Raw genomic sequence first — 24,761 nt, forward strand, 5'->3', positions numbered from 1 at the left:
GCTTGTGGTCATCTCACCTTAGGTGACACGAACGCCGAACGCCGGAGTGGATGAGTGGGCCCGGGAGTGGCATCGGGCCTGCCGAAGCGTGGCGGCTGTGGTCCGCAGGACCAAAGCCGCCACGCGAAGGGGCGGGGCCCCCTCATCCGCGGAGGCGTGGACCGGTGCTACGCAGGTACCGCGACGATGACCTGTGCTGCACGGAGGACCCGGTCGCCTGACTTGTAGCCGGAGCGGAGCACCTGGCTGACGGTGTCAACCTCGATGTCTTCGCCGGGCTGCTGGATCAGGGCCTCGTGGATGGTGGGGTCGAACTCGACTCCGGTGTCCGCGATGCGTTCCAGGCCGTAGGTCTTCAGCGCGTTCTCCAGCTTCGTGGCGATCGCGGCGAAGGGACCGTCGGCCAGGTCGCCGTGCTGCCGGGCGGCGTCGACGTCGTCCAGCACCGGGAGCAGGGAGTTCAGGACGCCGATGACGGCCATCTCCCCTGCCACGGCGCGGTCGCGTTCCACGCGCTTGCGGTAGTTGACGTACTCGGCCTGCAGCCGCAGGAGGTCGTTCTTCAGCTCAGCTGCTTCCGCGCTGGAGGAACCTGCCGGAACCCCCTGGGCCACTGATTCCGCTGCCGGAACCTCGACGCCGTTGAGGATCTCCTCAGCCTGGGCGAGGGCGTCGCCGTCGGAATCCTGCGCGGAGCCGCCCTGGGCGTCCTGGGGTGCGGTGCTGCCTTCGGCATGGCCGCCCTCCGGGTGCCTGGCCTGCCCGGTCACCGGGTCAACCTTGCGGTTGTCCCGGATGACCGGTTCCTGGCTGCTGCCCTGGCGATCATGGCCGGCGGAAGCGTTGTGCTCTTCCTCGTTACCGTGATGGGGCATGGTCTACTTCTTCGCTTCGTCTTCGTCGATGATCTCGGCGTCGACGATGTCTTCGTCGTTCGAGCCCGCACCGGCGCCCGCGGCACCTTCGGCACCCGCAGCACCGGTGGCGCCGTCCGGCGAGCCTGCCTGCGAGTAGATGGCCTCGCCGAGCTTGGTCTGGGAAGCCTGCAGCTTCTCGAACGCGGTCTTGACCTCGGCGTCGTCGGTGCCTTCGAGGGCCTTCTTGAGGGCGTCGACGTCGGCCTGGACCTCGGTCTTGACCTCTTCGGGCAGCTTGTCGGCGTTGTCGGCGATCAGCTTGTCCACGGAGTAGGCGAGCTGCTCGGCGGAGTTGCGGGTATCGGTGGCCTCGCGGCGGGCCTTGTCCTCGGCTGCGTGCTCCTCGGCGTCACGGACCATGCGGTCGATGTCTTCCTTGGAGAGTGCGGTGCCGCCGGTGATGGTCATGGACTGTTCCTTGCCGGTGCCCTTGTCCTTGGCGGAGACATGCACGATGCCGTTGGCGTCGATGTCGAATGTGACCTCAACTTGGGGAACACCGCGCGGTGCCGGGGCGATGCCGGTCAGTTCGAACGTGCCCAGCGGCTTGTTGTCGCGGGTGAATTCACGCTCGCCCTGGAAGACCTGGATGGCCACGGACGGCTGGTTGTCGTCGGCGGTGGTGAAGGTCTCGGACCGCTTGGTGGGGATTGCCGTGTTGCGCTCGATCAGGTGCGTCATGACGCCGCCCTTGGTTTCGATGCCGAGGGACAGCGGGGTGACGTCGATCAGGAGGACGTCCTTGCGCTCACCCTTCAGCACGCCTGCCTGCAGGGCTGCGCCAACGGCCACGACCTCGTCCGGGTTAACGCCCTTGTTCGGCTCCTTGCCGCCGGCCAGTTCCTTGACCAGTTCGGAGACGGCGGGCATACGGGTGGAGCCACCGACCAGCACGATGTGGTTGATGTCGGAGAGCTTGATGCCCGCTTCCTTGATCACGTCGTGGAACGGCTTCTTGGTGCGCTCCAGCAGGTCCTTGGTGAGGTCCTGGAACTTGGCGCGGGTCAGCTGCTCGTCCAGGTGGACCGGGCCGTCGGGGGTGACGGAGAGGTACTGGAGGGAGACGTTGGTGCTGGAGGAGGAGGACAGTTCCTTCTTGGCCTGCTCGGCGGCCTCGCGGAGGCGCTGGAGGGCGATCTTGTCCTTGGAGAGGTCGATGCCCTTGACCTTGAGCTGGTTCAGCAGGTAGTCGACGACGCGCTGGTCCCAGTCGTCGCCGCCCAGGCGGTTGTCACCGGCGGTGGCGCGGACCTGGATGGTGGAGAAGTTGTCCTCGTCCTTGCCGACTTCCAGCAGGGAGACGTCGAAGGTGCCGCCACCGAGGTCGAAGACCAGGATGAGTTCGTCTTCCTTGCCCTTGTCCAGGCCGTAGGCGAGGGCCGCAGCGGTGGGCTCGTTGACGATGCGCAGGACGTTCATGCCGGCAATCTCGCCGGCTTCCTTGGTGGCCTGGCGCTCGGCGTCGTTGAAGTAGGCCGGGACGGTGATGACGGCGTCGGTGACCTTTTCACCAAGGTAGGACTCGGCGTCGTTCTTCAGCTTCATGAGGATACGCGCGGAGATTTCCTGCGGCGTGTACTTCTTGTCATCGATGCCCACGGTCCAGTCGGTGCCCATGTGGCGCTTGACGGAGGCGATGGTGCGGTCGATGTTGTTGACGGCCTGGCGCTTGGCGATCTCGCCCACCAGGACTTCGCCGGACTTGGAGAATGCAACGACCGACGGCGTGGTGCGGCCGCCCTCGGCGTTGGCAATAACGGTGGGCTCGCCACCTTCGAGAACGGAGACGACGGAGTTGGTGGTTCCGAGGTCGATACCTACTGCACGTGACATGTGTTGCTTCCTTCTTTCCTTGGAAACTGGTTGGCGCCCGCATGATTGAGCGTTCTGCACTCAACTTTACTCCGGGTCCGGATGATGTCAACCAAAGTTGAGCGCACGGGACTCAACTTTCGAGCCTTGAGCTGCCTGATGGTGGGCCGGGCGGCCGCGCAGCACCGGAATTCCGCGGATCTTCCCACCCCCCACCCGTCGTTTCGCTGTGGGAGAACGGGCAGGATGCTGCCCGGGCAGCATTGATTACGGGGGCGTCGGGCTACGATGCGGGCGCATCGAGGATGGCGCCCAGCAGGCCCGGGAACCGGGCATCCAGGTCCTCGGAGCGGAGCGTCAGGCGCCGGCCCCGGCCGTTGGCTTCATTGCGGACCACGCCCGCCTCGCGCAGGACCTTCATGAGGTGCGACTTGGTGGACTTCGGCATGTCCGGGATGCTGAGCGAGCAGTCGGCCATGTCCAGCGGGCCGGAGCGCAACTGGCGGACAATCGCCAGCCGTTCCGGATCACTCAGCGCGAAGAGCACCGCAGTCAGGGTGAGATCCGCCCGAGAGGGGTGGGAGAGGTTCGCCGGCGTAGCCACGGTTCGATTTTAGTTGAACCATTGGCGCGGTGCCAGTAGGCTGAAGATTCGATTCTTTTCGAACCAATTCTTCCCAAGACGCAGAAGGCGGCCTCCTTTGACGCACTCCCCCGCGGCCCGGCCCCGCGAAGCACACCGCCGGCTGGGCTTTGTCCTTGTCGCGGCTGCCACGGCAGCAATGATGGCCGGAGCCAGCGCCCCGTCGCCCTTCTATCCCACCCTGCAGGAGCAGCTGCACCTGCTGCCGGTGGCCACCACGGGGATCTTTGCCGTGTACGCCGTCGCGCTGCTGGCAGCCCTGCTGGTCTTCGGATCCGTCTCGGACCACCTGGGCCGCAGGCCTGTCATCAGCGCCGCCTTCATCCTCCTTGCCTGCAGCGTCACTGCCTTCCTGCTGGCGGATTCACTGGCGCTGCTGCTGGTGGCGCGCGTCCTGCAGGGCATTGCCAGCGGGCTGCTGCTGACAACGCTTTCTGCAGCCATCGCGGACCTGGAGGCTGAGGATGATCCGGGTTCCAGTGCGGCCTGGAACACTGTGGCCCCGCTGGGCGGGCTGGCGCTGGGCGCCCTGGCGTCCGGACTGCTGCTGGACGTCATGGCGGAGCCGCGCACCCTGGTGTTCGATTCCCTGACTGGCCTGTACCTGGCCTTTGCCGCGCTCGTGTGGGCCGCCCCCGAGACGTCGCCCCGCGCGCCGGGAGTGGCTGCATCGCTCAGGCCGCGTCTCACCCTGCCACCGGCCGCCCGCGCCGGGTTCGTCAGTGGAGCGCCGGCCGTGTTTGCGGGCTGGGCTACCGGCGGCCTGTACCTCTCGCTGGGGGCGGCGATCGTCCACACAACATTCGGCATCAGGGAACACCTGTGGCAGGGCATGGTCATCACCATCCTGGCCGGCGTCGGGGCTGCGGCGGCCGCCGTCCTGCACCGGTTCGGGGCCCGCACCATCACCATCTTTGGCACGACCGCACTCGCGCTGGGAACGGCCCTCTCGCTGCTGGCCATCGGGCTCCACTCGTTCGGCCTGTTCCTGGCCGCCGTGGTGGTGGCGGGCGCCGGCTTCGGCACCGCCTTCATGGGCGTCATCCGCTCCATCAGCCCGCTGGTCGAGGATCACGAGCGGGCCGGCACCTTCGCATCGCTGTTCGTGGTGGCTTACACGGCCTTCGGCATCCCGGCGGTGCTTGCGGGGCTGCTGGCGCCGGTGCTGTCACTGCCGGTCACCACGTACGCGTACGGCGGCCTGGTTACGGTCCTGGCAGCTGTGGCAGCGATCAGCCGGGCCCGCAGCTCGGACGCGGCCCCGGACAGGGATGCAAAGGACAGCGTTTCAACGGACAGCGATGCATCCGGTGCCGGCGCCATGGCCGCGTCCGGCAGCCCGGCACGGCCTACCCAGGGATGACGACGGCGGCCCGGGGGCACGCCGCCGTCGAAACGAACCGCCGCGGGGACTACCGGCCGTGGAGCGGGCCGCGTTCCTCGTCGGTGGCCTGGACCTGGCCGTCGGTCAGGCCTTCCCGGACAGCGTCCTCGCCGCGGACTGCGCCGGCTTCACCGTAGTCCCCGTCGGGGTACTCGCCGTCCTCAAGGTTCTCGGAAGGGACCTCAACCGCCCCCGCCTCGCCGTAGTCGCCGTCCATGTACTGTCCGCCCTCCCCTTCCATGCCGGGGGCGGAGCCGGCCTTGCGGGGTTCCTCGTCAGCGCGGTGTTCACTCATGCGTCATCTCTCCTTCGAGTTCCGCGTCCACGTGGGCGCACTGGCAGTTTATCGAGCAGCAACCGGCGCCAACAGGGTTAGCAGGGCGCTCAGGAATCTGCCGCTTCCAGGCCCGCCACGGCACCCAGGACAGAGAGGTGATGCTCGAACAGCTCGCCGGGGGCCGCGAACGTGTCCGGGCCGTACTGGTTGAAAACCTCGAAGCTGACGGCGCCAAACAAGGCACTCCACACCAGGAGCCCCCGGGCGATAAGGTCCTGGGACATCTCAAGATCGAACTGCGCGCGGATGGCTGCCAGGTCCGCAGCCAGCGCCGCGGGAAAGTGCCCGTCCTGGTGGCCGCCCGAGAGGCACCCGGCCCGGGCAGCAGCGTCCAGGATTCCCACCAGCGAAACCACGACCCGGGTGCCGGGACCGGTGGTCCGTTCCGCGGGAGCTGCGTAGCCCGGCACCGGGCTGCCGAACAGGAGCGCGTAGCTGGCCGGTTCGCCCAAGGCCCAGGAGCGGACAGCCCGGCCCAACGCCATGAAGCGCCCGCGGTGGTCATGTTCCTCCGCCCCGGCAACGGCCTCATCCACCCGGTCTCCCAGCTCATTGAAGGCGTCCACCAACAGCATGGTCAACAGCTCGTCCCGGTTCTCGACATACCGGTACACGGCAGAGGACACCACGCCCAGGTCCCGCGCCACGGCGCGCAGCGAGAGCGCCGCCGCACCGTGGACGGCCAGATGCTGCCTGCCGAGCCGGACAATGTCTGCCACTGTCTGCTCGCGCGCCCGCTCGCGGGGCGTCCGGCGCCGGCCTTGAGGACCTGCTTTCTCTGGCACGACGTCCCGGTTGTGTCCTGAAGCCTCCATGCCTCAAGGATGACACATGAGAGAGCGCCGGCATCTATAGAGAGCACTGCTCTTGACTTATGTACAAAACCCCGGGACTCTTTTGGGAGAGCACCGCTCTCATAATAATTCGAGGAGGCACAGTGTCCAGGCTTTACGTGGTGACAGGGGCAGGACCGGTGGGGTGGGCCGTCACAGAACAACTTGCAGGGCAGGGGCACCGGGTCCGGATTCTGACGCGCTCCGGCAGCGGTCCGGAGCACCCCCTCGTGGAACGGATCAGCGGCAACGCCGGAGATCCGGAACTGCTGCCCACTGTCTTCGCTGGAGCGGAAGCAGTGTTCCACTGCATCCATGGCTCGGCCTACACGGCGGCGGCATGGGAGGCTGAACTTCCCGGTACGGAACGGGCCGTTCTGGAGGCAGCCGGCCGGGCGGGCGCCGTCGTGGCTTTTCCCGAAAGCCTGTATTCCTACAGCCGGCCGGACGCCGTCATGACGGAGGCAGGGCCGCGGGACGCCACAGGAGGGAAACGGGGTGTGCGGACCCGCCTGCTGCGTGCCCGGGAGGCCTCAGCGACTCCCACGGCGAGTGTGGTGGCCGGCGATTTCTACGGCCCAAGGGTCCGGATGGCGCACGGCGGCGAGCGCGTGGTGGCGCCCATCCTTGCCGGCAAGAACGTGAGCGTCATTGGCAGCGCCAGCCAACCGCATTCGTTTACCTTTGTTCCGGACCTGGCTGCGGCCATGATCGCGGCCGCCCAGACGCCGTCCTTTTGGAACACCGTTTGGCACGCGCCCACCGGACCCGCGGTGACGCAGCGACAGCTCACCGAAGCGTTCGCCCGTGCGGCCGGCATGCCTGCCCCCAAGGTGCGCGTCCTGCCGGGATGGCTGCTCCGGGGAGCCGGCCTGGTATCCGGCGACGCACGTGAACTCGCGGAGATGCTCTACCAGTTCGAGCGTCCGTTCGTCATGGATTCGACGCTGTCCGAGGCAGCCCTTGGCATCAAGCCCACTCCACTGGACACGGCTGCTGCCGCCACCGTGGAGTGGTGGCGGCAGCAGGGCTGATCCGCAGGGAGGGGTTTCCCGGTCAGCGGCTGGGAACCTCCTCCAGGGGCTCGACGCCGGGCTCCCGCGGCTTCTCCGCGGGTGCCGTGCGGCTGCGGGCCAGCTTGCCCGGCCACCAGATCTTCGGTCCGATGTCGTAGGCCAGGGCAGGCACCAGCAGCGAGCGCACCAGCACGGTGTCCAGCAGCACGCCGAACGCCACGATGAAGGCCAGCTGCACCAGGAACATGATGGGGATGACGCCCAGGGCGGCGAAGGTTGCCGCCAGGACCACCCCGGCGGAGGTGATGACGCCGCCGGTGACGCCCAGGCCGCGCAGGATGCCGGGCCGGGTGCCGTGCTTGATGGATTCCTCCCGGACCCTGCTCATCAGGAAGATGTTGTAGTCCACGCCCAGGGCCACCAGGAAGACGAACCCGAACAGCGGAACGGTGGCGTCGGCACCCGGGAAGCCCAGGATGTTGTTGAACACCAGGGCCGAGACCCCCATGGCCGCGGCATAGGACAGCACCACGGACAGCACCAGCAGGACCGGGGCCACGACGGAGCGCAGCAGGAGCATCAGGATGAAGAGGATGACCACCAGGACCACCGGGATGATGATCAACAGGTCGCGCTGGGCCGTGGTGTTCGTGTCCAGGGCGGTGGCTGTCACGCCGCCCACCAAGGCACCCGGGTCCACTGCCTTCACGTCGTTGCGGAGCGCCTTGACCGCTTCTTCGGCCTCGAGGGAATCCGCTGCCGAGTTCAGTGTGGCGTTGATGAGGACCTTGCCCTCGCGGACGTCGGGATCGCTGGGCGCCCCGGGGGCTCCGGTGATGGGGACGCTGCCCTGCGCCAGGAGGTAGGCCTCGCCGACGCCGTCGGCCGCCTTGACGGCATCCAGCACTTCCTGCGCCCTGCCCTGGTCCGCTACCACGACGGCGGGGCTGCCGCTGCCGGCGTCGAAGTGGCGCGCCAGGGCGTCCTGGCCGTCCACGGCGTTGGATGCGGTGAGGATGACGTCGGTTTGCGGGACGCCGTTGGCCTTGAGCTGGAGGAGACCGGCCGAGGCCGCCACCAGGAGCAGGACGGAACCGATCCAGATGGTCCGCGGGCGGCGTGACACCAGCGAACCCGTGGCCCGCCACAGGCCTTTCTGTCCTTCAAGCCCGGTGACCAGTTCGGGTTCGCGCTGGTCCGCCGGGACCAGCTTGGGCCGGAAGGGCCAGAACGCGGCCCGGCCCAGGAGCGCCATGAAGGCCGGAAGCAGGGTAAGCGCGGCGAAGAGCGAGCAGACAATGCCGGCGGCGGCCACCGGGCCCAGGGCCTTGTTCGAGTTGAGGTCCGAGAACAGCAGGCACAGCAGGGCGATGATGACGGTGGCGCCGGAGGCCAGGATGGGTTCGAAGGACGCCTTCCAGGCGGTCAGGACGGCGGCTGTCCGGTTGGTGGTGTGGGTCAGCGCCTCCCGGAACCGCGCCACGAACAGCAGTGCGTAGTCGGTGGCCGCACCGATCACCAGGATGGACAGGATGCCCTGGCTCTGGCCGTTCAGCTGGATCCAGCCGGCCTTGGCCATGCCGAACACCAGCAGGATGGCCGCGCACAGCGCAAACACAGAGGTCAGCAGCACCATGATGGGCAGCAGCAGGGACCGGTAGACCACCAGCAGGATGACGAACACCGCGGACAACGCCACCAGCAGGAGGATGCCGTCGATTCCGCCGAACGCTGCCGTCAGGTCAGCAGCAAGGCCGGCCGGTCCCGTGACGTACGTCTGCATCCCTGCGGGGGCGCCCTCGGCGACCGTATCGCGGAGTTCCTTGACGGCTTCCTTGACCTCCACGCTGTCGCCGATGGGGGCGACGAACTGGACGGCCCTGCCGTCCTCGGACGGAATCGGCCCGATCACCGCGCTGCCGAGCTTCAGTTCCTCGATCTTGGTCCGCAGCCCGGCCACCTCGCCCAGCTGCGCAGGGGTGAACGCCCCGGAGTTTTCGATGACGATGATCCCCGGAACCTCGTCTGAGTCCCGGAATTTTGCCTGCCAGTCCTGGGCCTCGGTGGCCTCGGCGCTGGCCGGAAGGAATGAGGCCTGGTCATTGGAGGACACTTCCTCCAGCCGGCCGAAGGTGGGGCCGCCGATCCCGGCAAGTCCCAGCCACACGAGCACCAGGACGACGGGGATAAGCCAGCGAAGCCAGAACGGAACCCGTTCCCGGGCAGCTTTGGTGCGGTTCATGATGCCTTCCATCCACGGACAAGGGGAGTAGTATTTGCTCCAGCATAGATTATCTCCATAATAGAGATAAGTTCCAGTCAAGCTTTTTTGTATCGCGTCGGCCCCGGCGGCTGAGAACCACCCGATGACCGGCGCTGGAGTAATATCCGTCAGTACGCCCGGCGCAGATGCCGGGCGCGGAGCAGCAGGCAGCCTGCAACCAATGACAGGGAGGTGGAGATGGCAGACGACAACGCACAACCGAGTGCCCTTCCACCGGCGGGTCCGGAGTTCGGCCATCCCCTGATCCGGATGCTGCAGGAATTCACCCTCGAAGCCAACCGCTACGTTGATGCCGCCGGCGAGCGCAAGGACATGCACCGCACGGACATGAATGCGCTGGCAGTGATCATGCGCCACACGGCGCGGGGCATCGTGGTGACGCCCGGCCTGCTGCGGAGGGAACTGAACCTGAGCTCGCCGGCAACCACCGCCTTGATCGACAGGCTGGACAACTCCGGCCACGTGGTCCGCGAGCGGCACAGCGCGGACCGCCGGCAGGTCCAGCTGAAGATGACGCCCAAGGCCTTCCGGGAAGGCGGGGCAATTTTCGCCCCGTTGGCCCAGCGGATGGGGACCGCCCTGGCCGGTTTCTCGGCCGAGGAACTGGATATCGCCACGCGCTTCATGGCGTCGATGATCGAAGCGACCGTGGCGGCAAGGACGGAATCCGAATAGCCGCGGCGCGCAGGGGGTAGCGTTTGTTTATGAGTGCGCAGCAGCCTGAAGACGACGTCTACACCCACGGCCATCACGAGTCCGTAGTCCGCGCCCACGCCGCACGGACCGCCGAAAACTCAGCGGCATTTGTCCTGCCACACCTCACCCCGGGCTCTGACGTGCTCGACGTCGGCTGCGGCCCGGGCAGCATCACGTGCGACTTCGCCGCTCTGGTCAGCCCGGGAAAGGTCACCGGACTGGACCGGTCCCCGGACGTCATCGTGCAGGCCCAGGCGCTCGCAGTCGAACGCGAAGTGCCCAACGTGGAATTCCTGGCCGGCAACATCTACGACCTTGACTTTGCCGACGGGACGTTCGATGTCGTCCACGCCCACCAGGTGCTCCAGCACCTCACGGACCCGGTCGAGGCGCTGCGCGAGATGCGCCGGGTGGCCAAGCCGGGCGGCATCGTTGCCGTGCGCGACGCCGACTTCCACGGGATGAGCTGGTACCCCGCCATTCCGGAACTGGACGAATGGATGGACCTGTACCAGCGGATTGCGCGGCGGAACGGAGCAGAGCCCGACGCCGGGCGGCGCCTGGTCAGCTGGGCGCAGTCCGCGGGTTTCACCGACGTCGCGCCCACCAGCAGCAACTGGCTCTACGCCACGGGCCAGCAGCGCCGGTGGCAGGCCCGCGTCTGGGGCGAACGGGTGCTGCACTCGGCATTCGCGGAGCAGGCGCTGGAGTACGGTTTAGCGAACGAGGCCGACCTGGCCAGGATTTCCGCCGGGTGGCACCGCTGGGGCTCCACGGATGACGGCTGGTTCCTGATTCCGAACGGAGAGGTCATTGCCCGGGCGTAGGCCGGGCGGTTTTCCACATAGCCCCCCACCGCCCTGCCGGGGACCGCGCCGCTCCCATAACCTCGGACAATGAGCTACTACGGAACCAATGAGTACTGGGCAGAGCCTTATGCCGTCGAGGTTGACCAAGTAGACTTGGTCAACATGGGGCAGTACAACGTCCAGGAAGCAAAAACTCGGCTTTCCGAACTTCTGAACCTCGTGGAACGGGGCGAGGATGTTGTCATCGCGAAAGCGGGACGCCCCGTAGCCCGGCTGGTCAGGATCGAGCCTCCCACAAGGAGGGAACTTGGGTTCCTGACCCCCCTGCATATTCCGGATGCGTTCTATGAGCGGTGGACGGACGAAGAGATGGGGGCTGCCGGGGAATGAGGCTGCTCCTGGATACCCACGTATTTCTCTGGGCAATCGCTGAGCCAAAGCGGCTCTCCACCAAGTCACGGAACGCAATTTCCAAATTAGAGAACCAGGTCTTCGTCTCGCCGGTGACCGCCTATGAGCTGTCCTACAAGCACAAACTCGGAAAGCTTCCCGCCGGGTCCGCAATTACCGCAAGCTTCGGGCGGCAGCTCGCTCACCTCTACGCCTCCGAGCTTCCAGTCAGCGCCTCCCATGGACTTGCCGCCGGACAGCTCGACTGGGACCACAAGGATCCCTTTGACCGACTGCTGGCAGCTCAGGCCATGGTGGAGGGTTTCACCCTCGTCACCGCAGACGAGGACCTTCAAGCTTTCGAACCCGTGGCCACCTTGTGGTGACCGTTAGGAGGGCGGGCCGGCCGCGTAAGATTGGTCAGTGCAGTTTTCCCTTTGGCTCGCCCTTGCCGGCGCCGGCGCCCTGATCAGTTTCACCCCCGGAGCCGGAGCCATCAACACGATGAGCAACTCCCTGAACGCCGGTTTCCGCCGCTCCATCTGGGGCATCCTGGGCCAGCAGGCGGCACTGGTGGTCCACGTCCTCATCGTGGCGCTGGGCGTTGGCGTGCTGGTGGCCGGTTCACCCCTGGCCTTCAACATCATCCGCTACGCCGGCGCCGCCTACCTGGTGTACCTGGGCATCCGGCAGTTCCTCAGCAAGCCGGCTATCCAGGAGGAACAGGCCGCCGCCCTGCGCTTTGAGCCTGCCGGTTCCATTTTCCGCCGCGGCTTCTGGGTCAACCTGCTCAATCCCAAGGCCATCGTGTTCTTCCTGGCCTTCACGCCGCAGTTCATCCGCCCGGACCAGCCGATCGTCACCCAGTACGCCGTCCTCACCGCCACCATCGTGGCCATCGACATCCTGGTGATGTGGTTCTTCTTCGCCGCCGCGGCGCGCTCCTTCCAGCGGTTCACCCAGACCGAACGGGGACAACTGGTCCTCAGCAAGGTTTTCGGCGTCCTGTTCGTCGCGGTTGGGATCCTGCTGGCCTTCATCCACTGACCCCTGCATCCCTGAGCCCTGGTACCGGATCATCCGGGTCAGGGGGCCGCTGCACACCGGCCGGCATCCCCAACCTTGCCCCTTACCCCTGGCGGACTTTCGTCATGCATCTTTACAAACCCGTCAACTATTGTGAATCGCCGCTGGCCAACCGTGCCCAGAAAGCGCATGCTTAGACGCATGAACTCAACGTCGAGCCCATACCGCGTCATTGCCGTTTGTACCGGCAATATTTGCCGGTCCCCCATGGCGGAAATGATGCTGCGGGCGGCCCTGGAACGCGAAGGGCTGGATGACGTCGTGGCGGTGGATTCCGCCGGCACCACCGGCTACGAGGCCGGCCGGCCCATCGATCCCCGCGCCGCGCGGAGGCTGGCCGTCACCCAGCTCGCCTCGGACCAGCACGTTGCGCGGGAATGGATGCATTCCTGGTTCCGGGAGCGGGACCTGATCCTCGCCCTGGACATCGACCACTACGCCTGGCTCAGCCAGGCAGCCCCGGACAGGGAATCGCTGGAGAAAATCCGGATGCTCCGGAGCTTCGATCCCGCCATGGCCGGCCGGGACCTCCTGGACCAGGGCATCGAGGACCCCTGGTACGGCGGGATCGCGGACTTCGACGCCGTCTGGCACCAGATCCACACCGCACTGCCCGGCCTGGTGGGCCATATCAAGGCGGCGGTGGCAGCGAACCTGCAACTGGAGCGGCAGCCACACTGAAAAAGGTACGCTCTACTCCATGAGCCCAGCCCCCGTCATCATCGCCATTGACGGACGCTCGGGCGCCGGCAAGACCACCCTTGCCGTGGAGCTCGCCGCACAGCTGCGCGCCCACCACAAGGTGTCGCTGTTCCACCTCGAGGACATCTACCCGGGCTGGAACGGCCTGGCCGCCGGGATCGAACGCTACGTCAGCACCGTCCTCGGCCCGCTCAGCCGCGGCGAGGCCGCCACCTGGACCAGCTGGGACTGGGAACGGCATTACGACGGCGAAACCCGGGTCACGTTGCCGGCCGAGATCGTCATCGTGGAGGGCGTTGGTGCTGCCGCGGCCGCCGCCCGTCCCCTGCTGAGTGCCGTCATCTGGGCGGACTCCCCGGAGGAAGTGCGGCGCACGCGCGCCCTGCAGCGCGACGGCGCCACCTATGAACCGTACTGGGACCAGTGGGCAGCACAGGAGGCTGACTGGCTGGCCGCCGATGATGTGCCTGCCGGCGCCGATCTCCGGGTCCGGAACGTGGCGGACGGCAGCGCCCCGGGGGACGTGCTGCACCTCCTGCCGTACCTCCCTGCCCTGGCCCCGGTCCTGGCGCCGGAACTCCCGGGCCGGCGCGGCCTCCGCCTGCTCGCCGAGCGCCTGGAGGCGAGGCCGGACCCCGCCGGACTGTTCGCCTCCCTGTACGGCCGCTCCGCCAACGCCGTCTGGCTCGATTCCTCCAACGCCGACACTGCTGCCCGTCCCGGATCCACGGATCCCACTGCACTCACCGCCGCCGCCCGCAGCCGCTTCAGCATCCTGGCGGACGACGGCGGGAGCTTCGGGCAGGCAGTGGCGCACGCCTCCGGGACCAGCACCATCACCGCCGGTTCGGCCACAGCCACCGTCCCCGGGCCGTTCTTCCGCTGGCTTGATTCCGTGTGGGGACGCAGCGCCGTCGAGGCTCCGGAGACCTACCCGGGGGATTTCACCCTGGGGTGGCTGGGCTACCTTGGGTATGAGCTGAAACGCGAGACCGGCGGCGCGGACGTCCGGGCATCCACCCCTGATGCGGCGCTGATCTGCGCCGGCAGGGCCGTGGTCCTGGACCACGCCGAGGGTGCTGCATGGCTGCTGGCGCTCGACGCGCCGGACGCTGCCGCCTGGCTGGACACGGCGCGGGCGGCAGTCCTTGCGGCAGCCGGGGCGGCAGGCACCCCACCCGCCTCCGCCGGCGGCAGCACCGGCGTCGGACGCGGCGCAATCCCCGCCTTCAGCAGCCGGGACAGCGGCTCCGCCTACCGCGGAAAGATCCTTGCCGCGCAGGGCGAAATCGCCGAGGGCAACACCTACGAGGTCTGCCTCACCACCACCCTGGAAGCCAGGGTGGCAACCGGCTCCTTCGACGCCTGGGGCGCCTACCTGGCGCTGCGCCGGCGCAACCCGGCGCCCTTCGCCAGCTACCTCCGGCTGGGCGGGGTCACCGTGGCAAGCACGTCACCCGAACGGTTCCTGCGGATCGCGTCCGACGGCGGCATGCGCGCCGAGCCCATCAAGGGCACCCGCCGCCGGGCTGCCGACGCCGCAGAAGACGCCGCGCTCCGCACGGACCTTGCCACCTCGCTGAAGGACCGCGCCGAGAACATCATGATCGTGGACCTGCTGCGGAACGACCTCAGCCATTTCGCCGTACCGGGCTCGGTCACCGTGAGCCGGCTGTGCGCCATCGAAAGCTACGCCACCGTCCACCAGATGGTGAGCACCATTGACGCGCAGCTGCTGCCCGGCTCGTCGCGCGCCGAGGCCGTGGCGGCGTGTTTTCCCGCCGGTTCCATGACCGGGGCCCCCAAGATCAGCACCATGGCCATCCTGGACCGGCTGGAAGCGGGCCCGCGCGGCGTCTATTCGGGCGCCGTCGGGTACTTCTCGTTGAACGGGGCCACCGACCTTGCCGTGGCCATCCGGACACTGGTGGTCAGCGCCGGAGGCGACGGTACGGCGGAGCTGTCCCTCGGCGTCGGCGGCGCCATCACCTCCGACTCGGTTCCGGACGACGAGTATGAGGAGATCCGGACCAAGGCGTTCGGGGTGCTGTACACGCTCGGCGCCGAGTTCCCCGGCTGACGCCCTACAACGGCCCGGGGATTACTGGACGGTGGCCGTCAGCCTGGCCACGTTGTCCACGTAGCGGGCGGCGAGCGGCCGTTTCAGCCAGTCCTCCAGGATGAGTTCGTGGGAGATGTCCCGGTAGGTGTCCTCCACGGCCCGCATCTTGGTGACGATGTCCTCGCCCAGCAGCATGACGGACACCTCGAGGTTCAGCGAGAACGAGCGCATGTCCATGTTGCTTGATCCCAGGACGGCCACCTCGTCGTCGATGGTGAAGTGCTTGGCATGGAGCACGAACGGCGCCTTGTACAGGTAGATGCGCACCCCCGCCTCCAGCAGCGCCTCATAGTAGGACTGCTGGGCGTGGTGGACCAGGAACTGGTCGCCTTTCTCGGAGACGAACAATTCAACGTCCACTCCGCGCTGGGCCGCCGTGGTGATGGCGTACAGCAGGGAGTCATCCGGGACGAAGTACGGGCTGCAGATGGAAATCCGGTGCTGCGCCGAGTAGATCAGGGTGTTGAACAGCCGCAGGTTGTTCTCAGTGCTGAATCCCGGGCCGCTGGGCACCACCTGGGCCGTGATGGCTCCGGGGTGCGGATCGGAGGGAAGCTGCAGCTGGTGTTCCAGCGACTCGTCCGTCTCGCCGAGCCAGTCGGTGGCGAACACGACGTTCAGGGTGGTCACGATGGGGCCGCGCAGGCAGGCCATCAGCTCCACCCATTCGCGGCCCGCCTTGCGGTGGCGCGGGTTGTTGTAGGACGGCTCGATCAGGTTTTGTGAGCCGGTGAAGGCCACCTCCCCGTCCACCACCATGATCTTGCGGTGGTTCCGCAGGTCCGGGCGCCGCCACTGGCCGTGGATGGGAAGGAGCGGCAGCATCCTCTTCCACTGGATCTTCCCGGCCTTCAACCGGTCAAGCAGGTTCTTGTAGCCCTTGATGCGCAGCGTGCCGATGTGGTCGAACAGCAGCCGGACTTCCACCCCGCGTTCGGCCGCTTCCTCCATCGCCGTGATGAGGTCGTCCGTGACGTGGTCCGAGCTCATGATGTAGAACTCGGCGTTCACGTATTTCCTGGCCTTACGGACCGCCTGGGTCATGGCCAGGATGGAGTCCGGGTATCCGGGGATCAGCTCCACGGTATTGCCGTCCACCATGGGCAACGACCCCAGCCGCCGGTTCAATTCCGCGGCGGACTTCACCCATTCCGGGCCGGGATAGTCGCTTTCGACGTCGGCGAGCGGCGTGACCCCCGCGCGCACCCTGTCGTTGACCAGCTGCTGCTGTTCGCGGCGCCGGCTGGAGAGCTTGAAGTTCCCGAACAGCAGGAACAGGATGATGCCCACGAAGGGAACAAAGAAGATGCCCAGCAGCCACGCCATCGCCGTGGTGGGCCGCCGGTTTCCCGGGATGATGCCAATGGCCAGCACCCTAATGGCGAGATCGGCCACGCCAAGGATCACCACAACCCACATCGGCGCGGTGCCGGCAAGCGAAAAAGGCCACAACACGAGTTAACCCCCGGGAAGACAGGCTCCCGGCGGACGGTTTCCTCCCGGGGCGCTCCGCCCAGCTTATCCGCGCCGCCCCGCACTAAGCTGGAGCCATGAGCTCTCCCGCCCCTGTTGTCCTCGTTTTCCTTGACCCCGCATTCCCCGACGGCCGGCTCGCTGACGCGTCCCGGCCGCAGCTGATGGTCACGGACCAGGGGGCAACCCGCGGCGACGGCATCTTCGAGACGATGCTCGCGGTGGGCGGCTCCGTCCGAAAGCTGCAGGCACACCTGGACCGCCTGGGTGGATCCGCTGAGGCACTGGACCTGGCCATTCCGGGCCAGGACGCGTGGCGCCGGGCCATTGCCACGGGTATCGCCACACACCGGGACCAGCACCCCGCACCCACAGCCGGGGAAGACGAGCTGGTAGTCAAACTGGTGGCCACCCGCGGTGTGGAGGGGGCAGCTTCCCCCACCGCCTGGGTGCAGGTGTCCGCCGCGGGCGCCGCCGGGCGCCGGCAGCGCGAAACAGGCCTCGATGTGATCTTCCTCGACCGGGGCTACGACAGCGACGTCGCCGAGCGTGCGCCGTGGCTGCTCCTGGGCGCCAAGACCCTGTCCTACGCGGTGAACATGGCGGCGCTGCGCCATGCCCGCAAGCAGGGGGCGGACGACGTCATCTTCCTCTCGTCCGACGGCCGGGTCCTGGAAGGCCCCACGTCAACGGTGCTGCTGGCCCATGTGGAAAAGTCCGACGACGGATCAACCGTCAAGCGCCTCATCACACCGCAGCTGGACAGCGGCATCCTTCCGGGGACCTCCCAGGGTGCCCTGTTCACCGCCGCCAAGGCAGCTGGCTGGGAGCTGGGCTACGGACCGCTGGAGCCGCAGGACCTGCTGGACGCGGACGCCGTATGGCTGATCTCCAGCGTCCGGCTGCTGGCCCCGGTCAACCGGATCGACGGCAAGGACATCGGAACGCCTGCGCTGCGGAAAGAACTGACGGCCGAACTGACCGGACTGTATGCCGGAATCGAGTAAGTGAAACAACTGGTGAAGTCCCTTTTGTGAGTGCAGGTTCGCCCGTAAGGTGTGGACCATGGACTCGCTCAAGCTGCCAATCGAAAACCTTTCCTTCGACGACTGCTGGGAACTTCTTGAGGACGACACGCTGGGCAGGCTCGCCATCGTGGTGGACGGTCATCCGGAGGTCTTCCCGGTCAACTACGTCGTGCACCGCCGCAGCATCGCTTTCCGTACCGCAGCGGGCTCCAAGCTGTGGGGTGCCATGATGGAACGTCCGGCAGCCCTGGAGATAGACGGCTACGACCCCGCCACCGAGCTCGCATGGAGTGTGGTGGTCCGGGGCGACACCCAGGTCATCGAGGACCAGGAGGACATGGACGCCGTGGACAGCCTGGGCCTTGAACCGTGGCAGCCCGGCGAGAAGTCAAACTACATCCGACTGAACGCCAAGGCCCTGACGGGACGGCGGTTCCAGGTGAACCGCCCGGATGTCTGGAACACCCGGCTGCAGGACCGGCGGCGCGCGTCCTTCGAATAGGCCGCGCGAACCTGCTACCGGGCGTACTTACATCGAGGCGGAGTCCTGCTGTCGCTTGAGCTGGCTTTCGAGCCCGGCCAGCAGGATGCTGATCCCCTGGTCCAACTCCTCGGCGCCGTCGTACTCAACCAATGCCGGCGCCAGGGACCGCAGCCGCGGGAACTCCTTCGGGGGCAACCGGTGGAGCCCAAGCCGGAGCAGCGCTTCGTTCTCATCCGGGTCCACGATGTACTCCTGAAGCTCATTGAGGATGTGGCCGTAAAGGAATCCGTAGTAAGCCCGGTAGACGTGCAGTGCGTCCGGAGCACGGAAGCCTGCCTTGACCAGCAGGGACAGGATCTGCTCCAAAGGCCGGAGGGTGCCCAGCGGCCGCAATCCCAGCGGCGTTGACAGCGGGCGGGTGACCAGCAGCGGAACCACATTGGGGTGCCGCAGTGCCAGCAGCCGCAGGTCGTGGGCCAGCGTCCGGAGTTGGCCTTTCCAGTCCGGGTCCGACGGTGTGAGGGACAAGTCATCGAGCACGAGCTCGGCAACGCCGTCCAGCAAAGCGGCGCGGTTTTCCGCGTAGCGGTAAAGGCCCATGGGGTCCCGGCCCAATTCCTGGCCCAGGCGCCGCATGGTCAGCGAATCCGCGCCGTCGGCATCCACGATTTCAAGGGCCTTGGCCAGCACCGCCTCCCTGGTGAGGCGCGGCTTGCCGGGGGTCTGCGTCCCGGCTCCGGTGTCTGGGGTGGCCATGGTGCCCGTCCTTGCGTCATTCATGCACGCCCGCACATCCAGCAGGAGAGGCACTGGGCCTGTGGGGCCGTACCCGGCGGGGCATTGCTTGTGTTGTAGTCTACGGGTAAAGTCTACAGTGTAGATAAGGCAAATATTCAGCCCGAAAGACCCTTTTTGGGGCCATTTACCCTCCGCCGCCCCGTGCAGGGCGTGTGGGAGGTTTGCCGCTATAGCCGAATGGCGACAACCACTGCACTGAGCGAAGGGAAGCCATCATGGCCAATTCGCAGATTGACCTCTTCCTCCAGGAAGCCACCTACCTCGACGAAGCCCCGGAACCCGGCATGAGCCGTGACCGTCTGTATGGGCTGTACACCAGCTGGTGCTTCATCAACCAGCAATCCCCCGGCCCGGAATCCAAGTTTTGGGCCGCCATGAAGCACAGGATCAACCCGAAAAAGAACTCGCTGCGGATGAAGGGGCCCGCCGCCGCGGACTACATAGTTTCCACGTACCCGGACCTGCTTTAGGCATTAGTGAAAATTGTGGACCGGCAGGCTTTCCGCCTGCCGGTCCCGCCATTCCCAGCCATTGCCCGTCAGCGTCGTTCCACCGGACCTTCGCCGTGACGGCAGGCCCGAGCCGCGGCCAGCGGCTGCGAGAATGCCTCATGACCAACTCGACTGACAGGACAGGCTCCGCCGGCTTGGGGCATGGCGTTGGGATACGGCTGCTGGACTCCCGCCACGCGGCGCCCCTCACCGAAGCGTACCGCCGCAACCGCGGGCACCTCGCTCCGTGGGAGCCGCGCCGCTCCGATGCGTTCTTCACCGTGCCGCACCAGCAGGACCTGATCCGGGCCAAGCGGGAGATGTTCAGCCTGGGCACCGAAGTCCCCTGGGTGCTGGTGGAAGACGATGAAGGCCACGGCGAGGAGCGGGTCATCGGAACCATCACGCTCACCGGCATAGTCCGCGGACCCTTCCTCAGCGCCAACCTGGGCTACTGGGTGGACCGGGAGCATGTGGGGCGCGGGATCGGCTCCGCTGCTGTCCGGTTTGTTGCCGGCTATGCGGCGCAGGAACTTGGGCTGCACCGCATCCAGGCAGCCACGCTGCCCGGCAACGCCGCCTCCCGGAAGGTCCTGGCCAGGGCCGGTTTCACGGAGATCGGCATGGCACCCGAGTACCTCGAGATCGCCGGGGCCTGGCAGGACCATCTGCTGCACCAGGTCATCCTGCCGCCGGCCTGAGCGGAGGCCCTACGTGGGGATGATCCGGAACAGGAATTTTGTCCGGACCATGGTCCACAGGAGCCCCAGGATGACGGCGTAGGCGGCGGTGTTGAGGAGTATGTACTCCTGTTGGAGCGACGGAATGTTGGCCACCACGGCGATGAGCACCACGTGCATGATGAACACGTACAGCGTGGCCCGCCCCAGCGGAATGAGGAACCAGCCCAGCGCCCGTTCCACCGGCTTCCAGTAGGCCGAGAGGAACGCGTACGCGGCCACCACCAGGACCAGGACGTTGAGCAGGCGCCCGGGCGCCAGGTAGGTCCGGGCGAAGAAGGCGTCGTACATGGCCCGGTAGGCCGTGTCCGGGATCAGCGCGAGGCGCACGTCGAACCCGTTGGCCAGGTAGGGGTTGCCCCAGGAAAGGAACGTCAGGAAGAGCGCGACGGCGGTGCACGCGGCTACCAGCCACGTCCTCGCCGCGAGCCAGTCCACGATCTTCCGCCGGTGGTATCCGGCCACCAGCCCGATGACGAACAGCACCTGCCACACGAGCAGCGGGAAGGAGTCCTCGAACTGCGAGGGCAGCAGCCGGAACCGGGTCACGGTCCCCACCGCGTAGACGGCCAGGGACCCGGCCAGCACCCAGGCGGCCTTGCCGCGGCTAAGCGCGGCCAGGATCAGCGGGCTGAGCAGCAGCAGCACCACGTACAGGCCCATGACGTTGAACTGCCAGGGCCCGAACTGGAGCAGCAGGATGGCCGGGAGCACCTGCGGGGGCATCGGGAACTGGAACAGCGACTCCATTCCCGCGTAGAGGTCGTACGTGCGTCCCGCTCCGCCATGTCCTGCGCCGCCGGTTCCCTGGTCCACGAAGGTTGTCAGGGCTTCGGTGCGGAAGAAGGGCAGCAGGGACGCCAGGAAGACACCCACCAGCACCACCAGCGCCGTCACGTACAGCTTTCCCGCCCGGCGGGAGGTCAGGTCCACCACTGTTCCGAAGTCCTCCCGGGCCCTGGGCCCGTACACCATACCCACCACGAGTCCGGAGAAGAGCACGAACAGCTCGGCCCCGCTGACAAAGCCGATGGCCTCCTGGGTCAGCAGCTGGAACAGCGAGGTCATGCCCAGGTGGTTGACCACCACGAAGACGATGGCCAGTCCGCGCAGCAGGTCAACCCGGGAGTCCCGTTTTGACGGGTCCGCATAACCCCAGGCCGTGGCGGCACTGACCTTTCGGGGAACCTGCCACAGCGCCACCAGGAGGATCAACAGCGCCGCCCCCACCGTCCAGGCAGCGGGCCCGGCCAGGGTGTTGGACCGGACGTAGGACTGGCCCTGCCCCACCTCCGTGACCGGACCGGTGACCATCGGGGAAGACTTCAGCCTGTCGTGCGCCGCCTGGGCCACGGCCGGGTTGCCCGTCAGCCGCCAGTCGATTCCGGCCACGCCGGTGTCCCTGGTGCTGGTCCGCTCGTCCCATACGAGGGCCGCCGACTTCGCGAACCGGGTGGACGTGGCAACGCCCACCGTCTGGTCCCACCAGGCGGCCTTGACGTCCGCCTCGGACGGGCCGCCGGCTGCCGGGCTGAAGAACGCCGCCGTGTGGAGCAGCATCGGCTTGTCACGGCCGGCCGCATACGTGCCGTAGAAGTCCTCGGAGCCCGAGGACGTCAGCATCTGCTCAAGCTCCCCGGCCCGCGGGACGGTGTTGACCGGTGGGCCGCCGGCAGTGTCGTCGTGGTACGCCGTCAGCGCCACCCAGTCCACGGCGTCGTCACCCGGGTAGTAGGGGGCGTAGGCTCCGTCCGAGCCGTCCCAGCGGCCGTCGCCGTTCGTGTCCAGGAGTGCGAACCCCTCGCTTCCGGGCGCGGGCGCGTTCCTGCTCCTGTCGAAGGGGTAACCCTCACCAAGGTATGGCTCCCACACCATGACGGGTCCGTCGCCGGCGGAACCGTGGAACGCTGCCGCCACCTTGCGGAAGGCGTCCCGGTAGGCGGCCGGCTGCTGGCCCCACTCCACCCAGCTGGCGTTCATGTCCGGGGCGAACCGGATCAGCAGTTGGCCCTTGAACCCCGACGCCAGCCGCCGCAGCTCGCCGGCGAACGCCTCCGCCGCGGCGTCATCGATCTGGTCCAGCGGAACCGTGGGCTTCACGGTGAACATCGCATGGGAGCCCTGCAGGGATGACTGTTCCAGGAAGCCCTGCAGGTTGGCCTGCTCGGACTGGCGGTAGGGAAAAGCGATGTCATGGCCGAACACGGCAGGGGACGCACCCAGCCTCTCGGCGAACCCGGCGGCAGAGTCTTCGCCCCACTCGAGGACCGCACCAAGCATCGGTTTGCCCGGGTCCACGTCGAGGGCTGCTGCCCGCGCTGCGCCCGCGGGAAGCAGCACCGCACAGGCGGTCAGCAGCAGCGCCGAAAGAAGGGACCAGGCCGTGGCGCGGCGAGGAATGCGGGACGGCCTCCCGGTACGTTGTCGCGTGGCTGTACGCATGCTGGTGGAACCCCCCGGTGCCGAAGACCTGATGCGGGGCACTGGCCCCACCAGTACTTTATCGGCCCGCGACGGCGCCGGAAGCCCTGCCGGACGCGCCCACCTGCGGCGATGCCGCCGTCGTACTTCCCGGCACTGCCCCGGCAGCCGGGTGTGACGCCCCGCTGACGGTTCAGTTACGGAACATGACGACGGCGGCGGTGCGGCCCACCGCGGCAGGTGTTACGTTTTTGGGGAGTAATGAGTACCGGTGGCAAGCCCTGACTGGCCGGTCGGCAACCCTCCTTCCACGGCGGGGTGCCTCAGGTGAATACTCGGCATATCGACCGATTCGAGCTGCAAGCGTGAGAGAAGGAGATCCGTCGTGTCTGACGCACCTGCCCCTGAAGAGAGACTTTCCTACCGGCTTGTCACCGGCCCGGACGACCGCGCTTTCTGCGAGCGGATTTCCGCTGCACTGGCGGAAGGCTACGTCCTGCATGGCAGCCCGGCGGCAACCTTCAACGGCAGCAGCGTCATCGTGGCCCAGGCCCTGGTGCTGCCCGCGGCCATCGCGTCCGCGGATGCCGCCGTCGCCACTGCCGTGGACAACCTCGAAGCATCCGGTGATGAACCCGAATTCGACGGCGAGGGCCACGCATGAGCTACGCCGGAGACCTGACGCCCGAGGAAGCCTGGACCAAGCTCGAGCAGGGCGCCATCCTGGTGGACGTCCGCACGGAAGGCGAATGGGCGCACATCGGAATTCCGGACACCAAAGCCACGGACAACGATCCCCTGTTCATCCAGTGGACTTTCCCCGGCGGAATCCCCAACCCGGACTTCATCAAGGACCTCAACGACCAGGCGCCTGAGGACCGGGGTACCGAGCTCGTGTTCCTCTGCCGTTCCGGCCAGCGGTCCATCGCCGCCGCCATTGCCGCCACACAGGCGGGCTTCACCTCCTACAACGTGCTGGAAGGCTTCGAAGGGGAACCCGACCGTTACGGTGAGCGCACCGTCAACGGCTGGAAGAACCGCGGCCTGCCCACCAACCTCGGAAAGAACTAAGTGACCTTCAACGAAGACGCCGCCGGCTGGAACCCCGACACCCAGGCAGTCCGCGGCGGGCTGGACCGCACCAACTTCCAGGAAACCTCCGAGGCAGTTTTCCTCAACTCGGGCTTCGTCTATGAGTCCGCGGCTGCCGCCGAACGGGCGTTCACCGGCGAGGACGAACGCTTTGTCTATTCCCGCTACGGCAACCCTTCTGTGGCCACGTTCCAGGAACGCCTCCGCCTGCTCGAAGGCACCGAGGCATGCTTCGCGACGGCGTCGGGCATGTCCGCGGTCTTCACCGCGCTCGGCGCGCTGCTGGCTGCCGGCGACCGGGTGGTGGCCGCGCGGTCCCTGTTCGGTTCCTGCTTCGTCATCCTCAACGAGATCCTGCCGCGGTGGGGCGTCGAGACTGTCTTCGTGGACGGCCCGGACCTGGACCAGTGGCGGGCCGCCCTGGCGGAGCCCACCACCGCCGTCTTCTTCGAATCCCCCTCGAACCCCATGCAGGAAATCGTGGACATCGCGGCGGTCAGCGAACTGGCGCACGCGGCCGGCGCCACCGTCGTCGTGGACAACGTCTTTGCCACTCCCCTGCTGCAGCGCTGCGGCCAGTTCGGCGCGGACGTCATCGTCTACTCCGGCACCAAGCACATCGACGGCCAGGGCCGGGTGCTGGGCGGAGCCATCCTGGGCACCAAGGAGTTCATCGACGGTCCCGTGAAGCAGCTGATGCGGCACACCGGCCCCGCTCTGTCCGCGTTCAACGCCTGGGTCCTCACCAAGGGCCTGGAGACTATGGGCCTGCGCGTCAACCACTCCTCGGCCACCGCGCTCCGGCTGGCCGAATGGCTTGAGCAGCAGCCGGCCGTCAGCTGGGTCAAGTACCCCCTCCTCAAATCCCACCCGCAGTATCACCTCGCCGCACGGCAGATGAAGGCCGGCGGCACCGTGCTGACCCTGGAACTGGCGCCGTCGGGCGGCCGCTCCGGCAAGGAAGCGGCCTTTGCCCTGCTCGATGCGCTGAAGGTCATCGACATCTCCAACAACCTGGGTGACTCGAAGTCCCTCATCACCCACCCGGCCACCACCACGCACCGCGCCATGGGCCCGGAAGGCCGCGCAGCCATTGGCCTGAGCGACGGGGTGGTGCGCCTGTCCGTGGGCCTGGAGGACCCGGAAGACCTCATCCGCGACCTTGAGCAGGCGCTCAAGCAGATCTGAGCCGGGAGCGTGCCG

The 24,761-nt window shown here is 67.3% G+C and carries 25 protein-coding genes and 1 riboswitch; of the genes, 16 read left to right on the forward strand and 9 right to left on the reverse strand.

From position 1 onward, the window contains the following. Positions 1-167: 167 nt before the first annotated feature. The 3 genes from AS031_RS09955 to AS031_RS09965 all read right to left on the reverse strand — a co-directional run bounded on the left by AS031_RS09955 (position 168) and on the right by AS031_RS09965 (position 3,333). Positions 168-875, reverse strand: a complete 708-nt coding sequence (locus AS031_RS09955) for a nucleotide exchange factor GrpE (RefSeq protein ID WP_058267971.1) — start codon at positions 873-875, stop codon at positions 168-170. A 3-nt stretch (positions 876-878) separates the two neighbouring features. After that, positions 879-2,750, reverse strand: a complete 1,872-nt coding sequence (gene dnaK, locus AS031_RS09960; protein WP_058267972.1) for a molecular chaperone DnaK — start codon at positions 2,748-2,750, stop codon at positions 879-881. 262 nt (positions 2,751-3,012) lie between these two features. Beyond that, entirely contained in the window at positions 3,013-3,333 is a 321-nt protein-coding gene (locus AS031_RS09965; protein ID WP_058267973.1) for an ArsR/SmtB family transcription factor, read from the reverse strand. A gap of 97 nt (positions 3,334-3,430) precedes the next feature. Here AS031_RS09965 and AS031_RS09970 point away from each other — a divergent pair, with 97 nt between their 5' ends. Then, on the forward strand, positions 3,431-4,735 hold the full coding sequence (locus tag AS031_RS09970) for an MFS transporter (protein ID WP_058267974.1): 1,305 nt from the start codon (positions 3,431-3,433) through the stop codon (positions 4,733-4,735). A gap of 49 nt (positions 4,736-4,784) precedes the next feature. On the opposite strand, the gene AS031_RS09975 is transcribed toward AS031_RS09970, so the two are convergent. Together AS031_RS09975 and AS031_RS09980 are read right to left on the reverse strand one after the other, a co-directional pair. Beyond that, entirely contained in the window at positions 4,785-5,051 is a 267-nt protein-coding gene (locus tag AS031_RS09975) for a hypothetical protein (RefSeq protein WP_058267975.1), read from the reverse strand. Between the two features lie 89 nt (positions 5,052-5,140). Then, positions 5,141-5,908, reverse strand: a complete 768-nt coding sequence (locus AS031_RS09980; protein WP_141688795.1) for a TetR/AcrR family transcriptional regulator — start codon at positions 5,906-5,908, stop codon at positions 5,141-5,143. A 122-nt stretch (positions 5,909-6,030) separates the two neighbouring features. Here AS031_RS09980 and AS031_RS09985 point away from each other — a divergent pair, with 122 nt between their 5' ends. Beyond that, complete coding sequence (locus tag AS031_RS09985; protein ID WP_058267976.1) at positions 6,031-6,960, forward strand: NAD-dependent epimerase/dehydratase family protein; 930 nt, start codon at positions 6,031-6,033, stop codon at positions 6,958-6,960. Positions 6,961-6,982: 22 nt separating this feature from the next. On the opposite strand, the gene AS031_RS09990 is transcribed toward AS031_RS09985, so the two are convergent. Beyond that, positions 6,983-9,184, reverse strand: coding sequence for an MMPL family transporter (locus AS031_RS09990; protein ID WP_058268090.1), 2,202 nt, complete (start codon positions 9,182-9,184; stop codon positions 6,983-6,985). 219 nt (positions 9,185-9,403) lie between these two features. Between AS031_RS09990 and AS031_RS09995 the strand changes: the two genes are divergently transcribed. The 7 genes from AS031_RS09995 (at position 9,404) to AS031_RS10025 (ending at position 14,989) form a co-directional block, all read left to right on the forward strand. Continuing rightward, positions 9,404-9,901, forward strand: coding sequence for a MarR family winged helix-turn-helix transcriptional regulator (locus AS031_RS09995; protein ID WP_058267977.1), 498 nt, complete (start codon positions 9,404-9,406; stop codon positions 9,899-9,901). A 29-nt stretch (positions 9,902-9,930) separates the two neighbouring features. Next, complete coding sequence (locus tag AS031_RS10000; RefSeq protein ID WP_058267978.1) at positions 9,931-10,749, forward strand: methyltransferase domain-containing protein; 819 nt, start codon at positions 9,931-9,933, stop codon at positions 10,747-10,749. Between the two features lie 69 nt (positions 10,750-10,818). Continuing rightward, a complete protein-coding gene (locus AS031_RS10005; RefSeq protein ID WP_306589672.1) occupies positions 10,819-11,121 on the forward strand; it encodes a type II toxin-antitoxin system Phd/YefM family antitoxin in 303 nt (100 codons plus the stop codon). Next, positions 11,118-11,507 (forward strand): type II toxin-antitoxin system VapC family toxin, encoded by a 390-nt coding sequence (locus AS031_RS10010; RefSeq protein ID WP_058267979.1) that lies wholly within the window; start codon positions 11,118-11,120, stop codon positions 11,505-11,507. Before AS031_RS10005 ends, AS031_RS10010 begins: the two co-directional genes overlap by 4 nt. Before the next feature lie 37 nt (positions 11,508-11,544). Continuing rightward, entirely contained in the window at positions 11,545-12,168 is a 624-nt protein-coding gene (locus AS031_RS10015; RefSeq protein WP_058267980.1) for a LysE family transporter, read from the forward strand. 180 nt (positions 12,169-12,348) lie between these two features. Further along, positions 12,349-12,888, forward strand: coding sequence for a low molecular weight protein-tyrosine-phosphatase (locus AS031_RS10020; protein WP_058267981.1), 540 nt, complete (start codon positions 12,349-12,351; stop codon positions 12,886-12,888). 19 nt (positions 12,889-12,907) lie between these two features. Continuing rightward, positions 12,908-14,989, forward strand: coding sequence for a chorismate-binding protein (locus AS031_RS10025; protein ID WP_058267982.1), 2,082 nt, complete (start codon positions 12,908-12,910; stop codon positions 14,987-14,989). Between the two features lie 21 nt (positions 14,990-15,010). Here AS031_RS10025 and cls read toward each other — a convergent pair whose 3' ends face one another. Continuing rightward, the gene (gene cls, locus AS031_RS10030) at positions 15,011-16,450 is read right to left on the reverse strand and encodes a cardiolipin synthase (RefSeq protein ID WP_058267983.1); all 1,440 of its coding nucleotides are present in this window, start codon (positions 16,448-16,450) and stop codon (positions 15,011-15,013) included. A 131-nt stretch (positions 16,451-16,581) separates the two neighbouring features. On the opposite strand from cls, the gene AS031_RS10035 reads away from it, so the two are divergent. Beyond that, a complete protein-coding gene (locus AS031_RS10035; protein ID WP_058267984.1) occupies positions 16,582-17,511 on the forward strand; it encodes an aminodeoxychorismate lyase in 930 nt (309 codons plus the stop codon). A 58-nt stretch (positions 17,512-17,569) separates the two neighbouring features. Next, the gene (locus tag AS031_RS10040; protein ID WP_058267985.1) at positions 17,570-18,034 is read left to right on the forward strand and encodes a pyridoxamine 5'-phosphate oxidase family protein; all 465 of its coding nucleotides are present in this window, start codon (positions 17,570-17,572) and stop codon (positions 18,032-18,034) included. A 27-nt stretch (positions 18,035-18,061) separates the two neighbouring features. Here the strand turns inward: AS031_RS10040 and AS031_RS10045 are convergent, their stop codons facing one another. Next, entirely contained in the window at positions 18,062-18,772 is a 711-nt protein-coding gene (locus tag AS031_RS10045; RefSeq protein WP_058267986.1) for a TetR/AcrR family transcriptional regulator C-terminal domain-containing protein, read from the reverse strand. A 257-nt stretch (positions 18,773-19,029) separates the two neighbouring features. Between AS031_RS10045 and AS031_RS10050 the strand changes: the two genes are divergently transcribed. Continuing rightward, positions 19,030-19,284 carry a hypothetical protein gene (locus AS031_RS10050; RefSeq protein WP_058267987.1) on the forward strand — a complete coding sequence of 85 codons (255 nt, stop codon included), beginning with the start codon at positions 19,030-19,032 and terminating at the stop codon, positions 19,282-19,284. Positions 19,285-19,424: 140 nt separating this feature from the next. Continuing rightward, positions 19,425-20,006 (forward strand): GNAT family N-acetyltransferase, encoded by a 582-nt coding sequence (locus AS031_RS10055; RefSeq protein WP_058267988.1) that lies wholly within the window; start codon positions 19,425-19,427, stop codon positions 20,004-20,006. 9 nt (positions 20,007-20,015) lie between these two features. Here the strand turns inward: AS031_RS10055 and opgC are convergent, their stop codons facing one another. Further along, a complete protein-coding gene (gene opgC, locus AS031_RS10060) occupies positions 20,016-22,487 on the reverse strand; it encodes an OpgC domain-containing protein (protein WP_058267989.1) in 2,472 nt (823 codons plus the stop codon). A 236-nt stretch (positions 22,488-22,723) separates the two neighbouring features. Continuing rightward, positions 22,724-22,838: riboswitch (SAM riboswitch) on the forward strand. 13 nt (positions 22,839-22,851) lie between these two features. On the opposite strand from opgC, the gene AS031_RS10065 reads away from it, so the two are divergent. The 3 genes from AS031_RS10065 to AS031_RS10075 are packed head-to-tail and all read left to right on the forward strand — an operon-like array spanning position 22,852 to position 24,746. Further along, positions 22,852-23,130: a DUF1737 domain-containing protein gene (locus AS031_RS10065; protein ID WP_058267990.1), complete on the forward strand. Its 279-nt coding sequence runs from the start codon at positions 22,852-22,854 to the stop codon at positions 23,128-23,130. Then, positions 23,127-23,537, forward strand: coding sequence for a rhodanese-like domain-containing protein (locus tag AS031_RS10070; protein WP_058267991.1), 411 nt, complete (start codon positions 23,127-23,129; stop codon positions 23,535-23,537). Before AS031_RS10065 ends, AS031_RS10070 begins: the two co-directional genes overlap by 4 nt. Next, entirely contained in the window at positions 23,538-24,746 is a 1,209-nt protein-coding gene (locus AS031_RS10075) for an O-succinylhomoserine sulfhydrylase (protein ID WP_058267992.1), read from the forward strand. The last annotated feature ends 15 nt before the right edge of the window (positions 24,747-24,761 follow it).

The sequence above is a fragment of the Pseudarthrobacter enclensis genome, assembly GCF_001457025.1.
GTDB classification, from domain to species: Bacteria; Actinomycetota; Actinomycetes; order Actinomycetales; family Micrococcaceae; genus Arthrobacter; species Arthrobacter enclensis.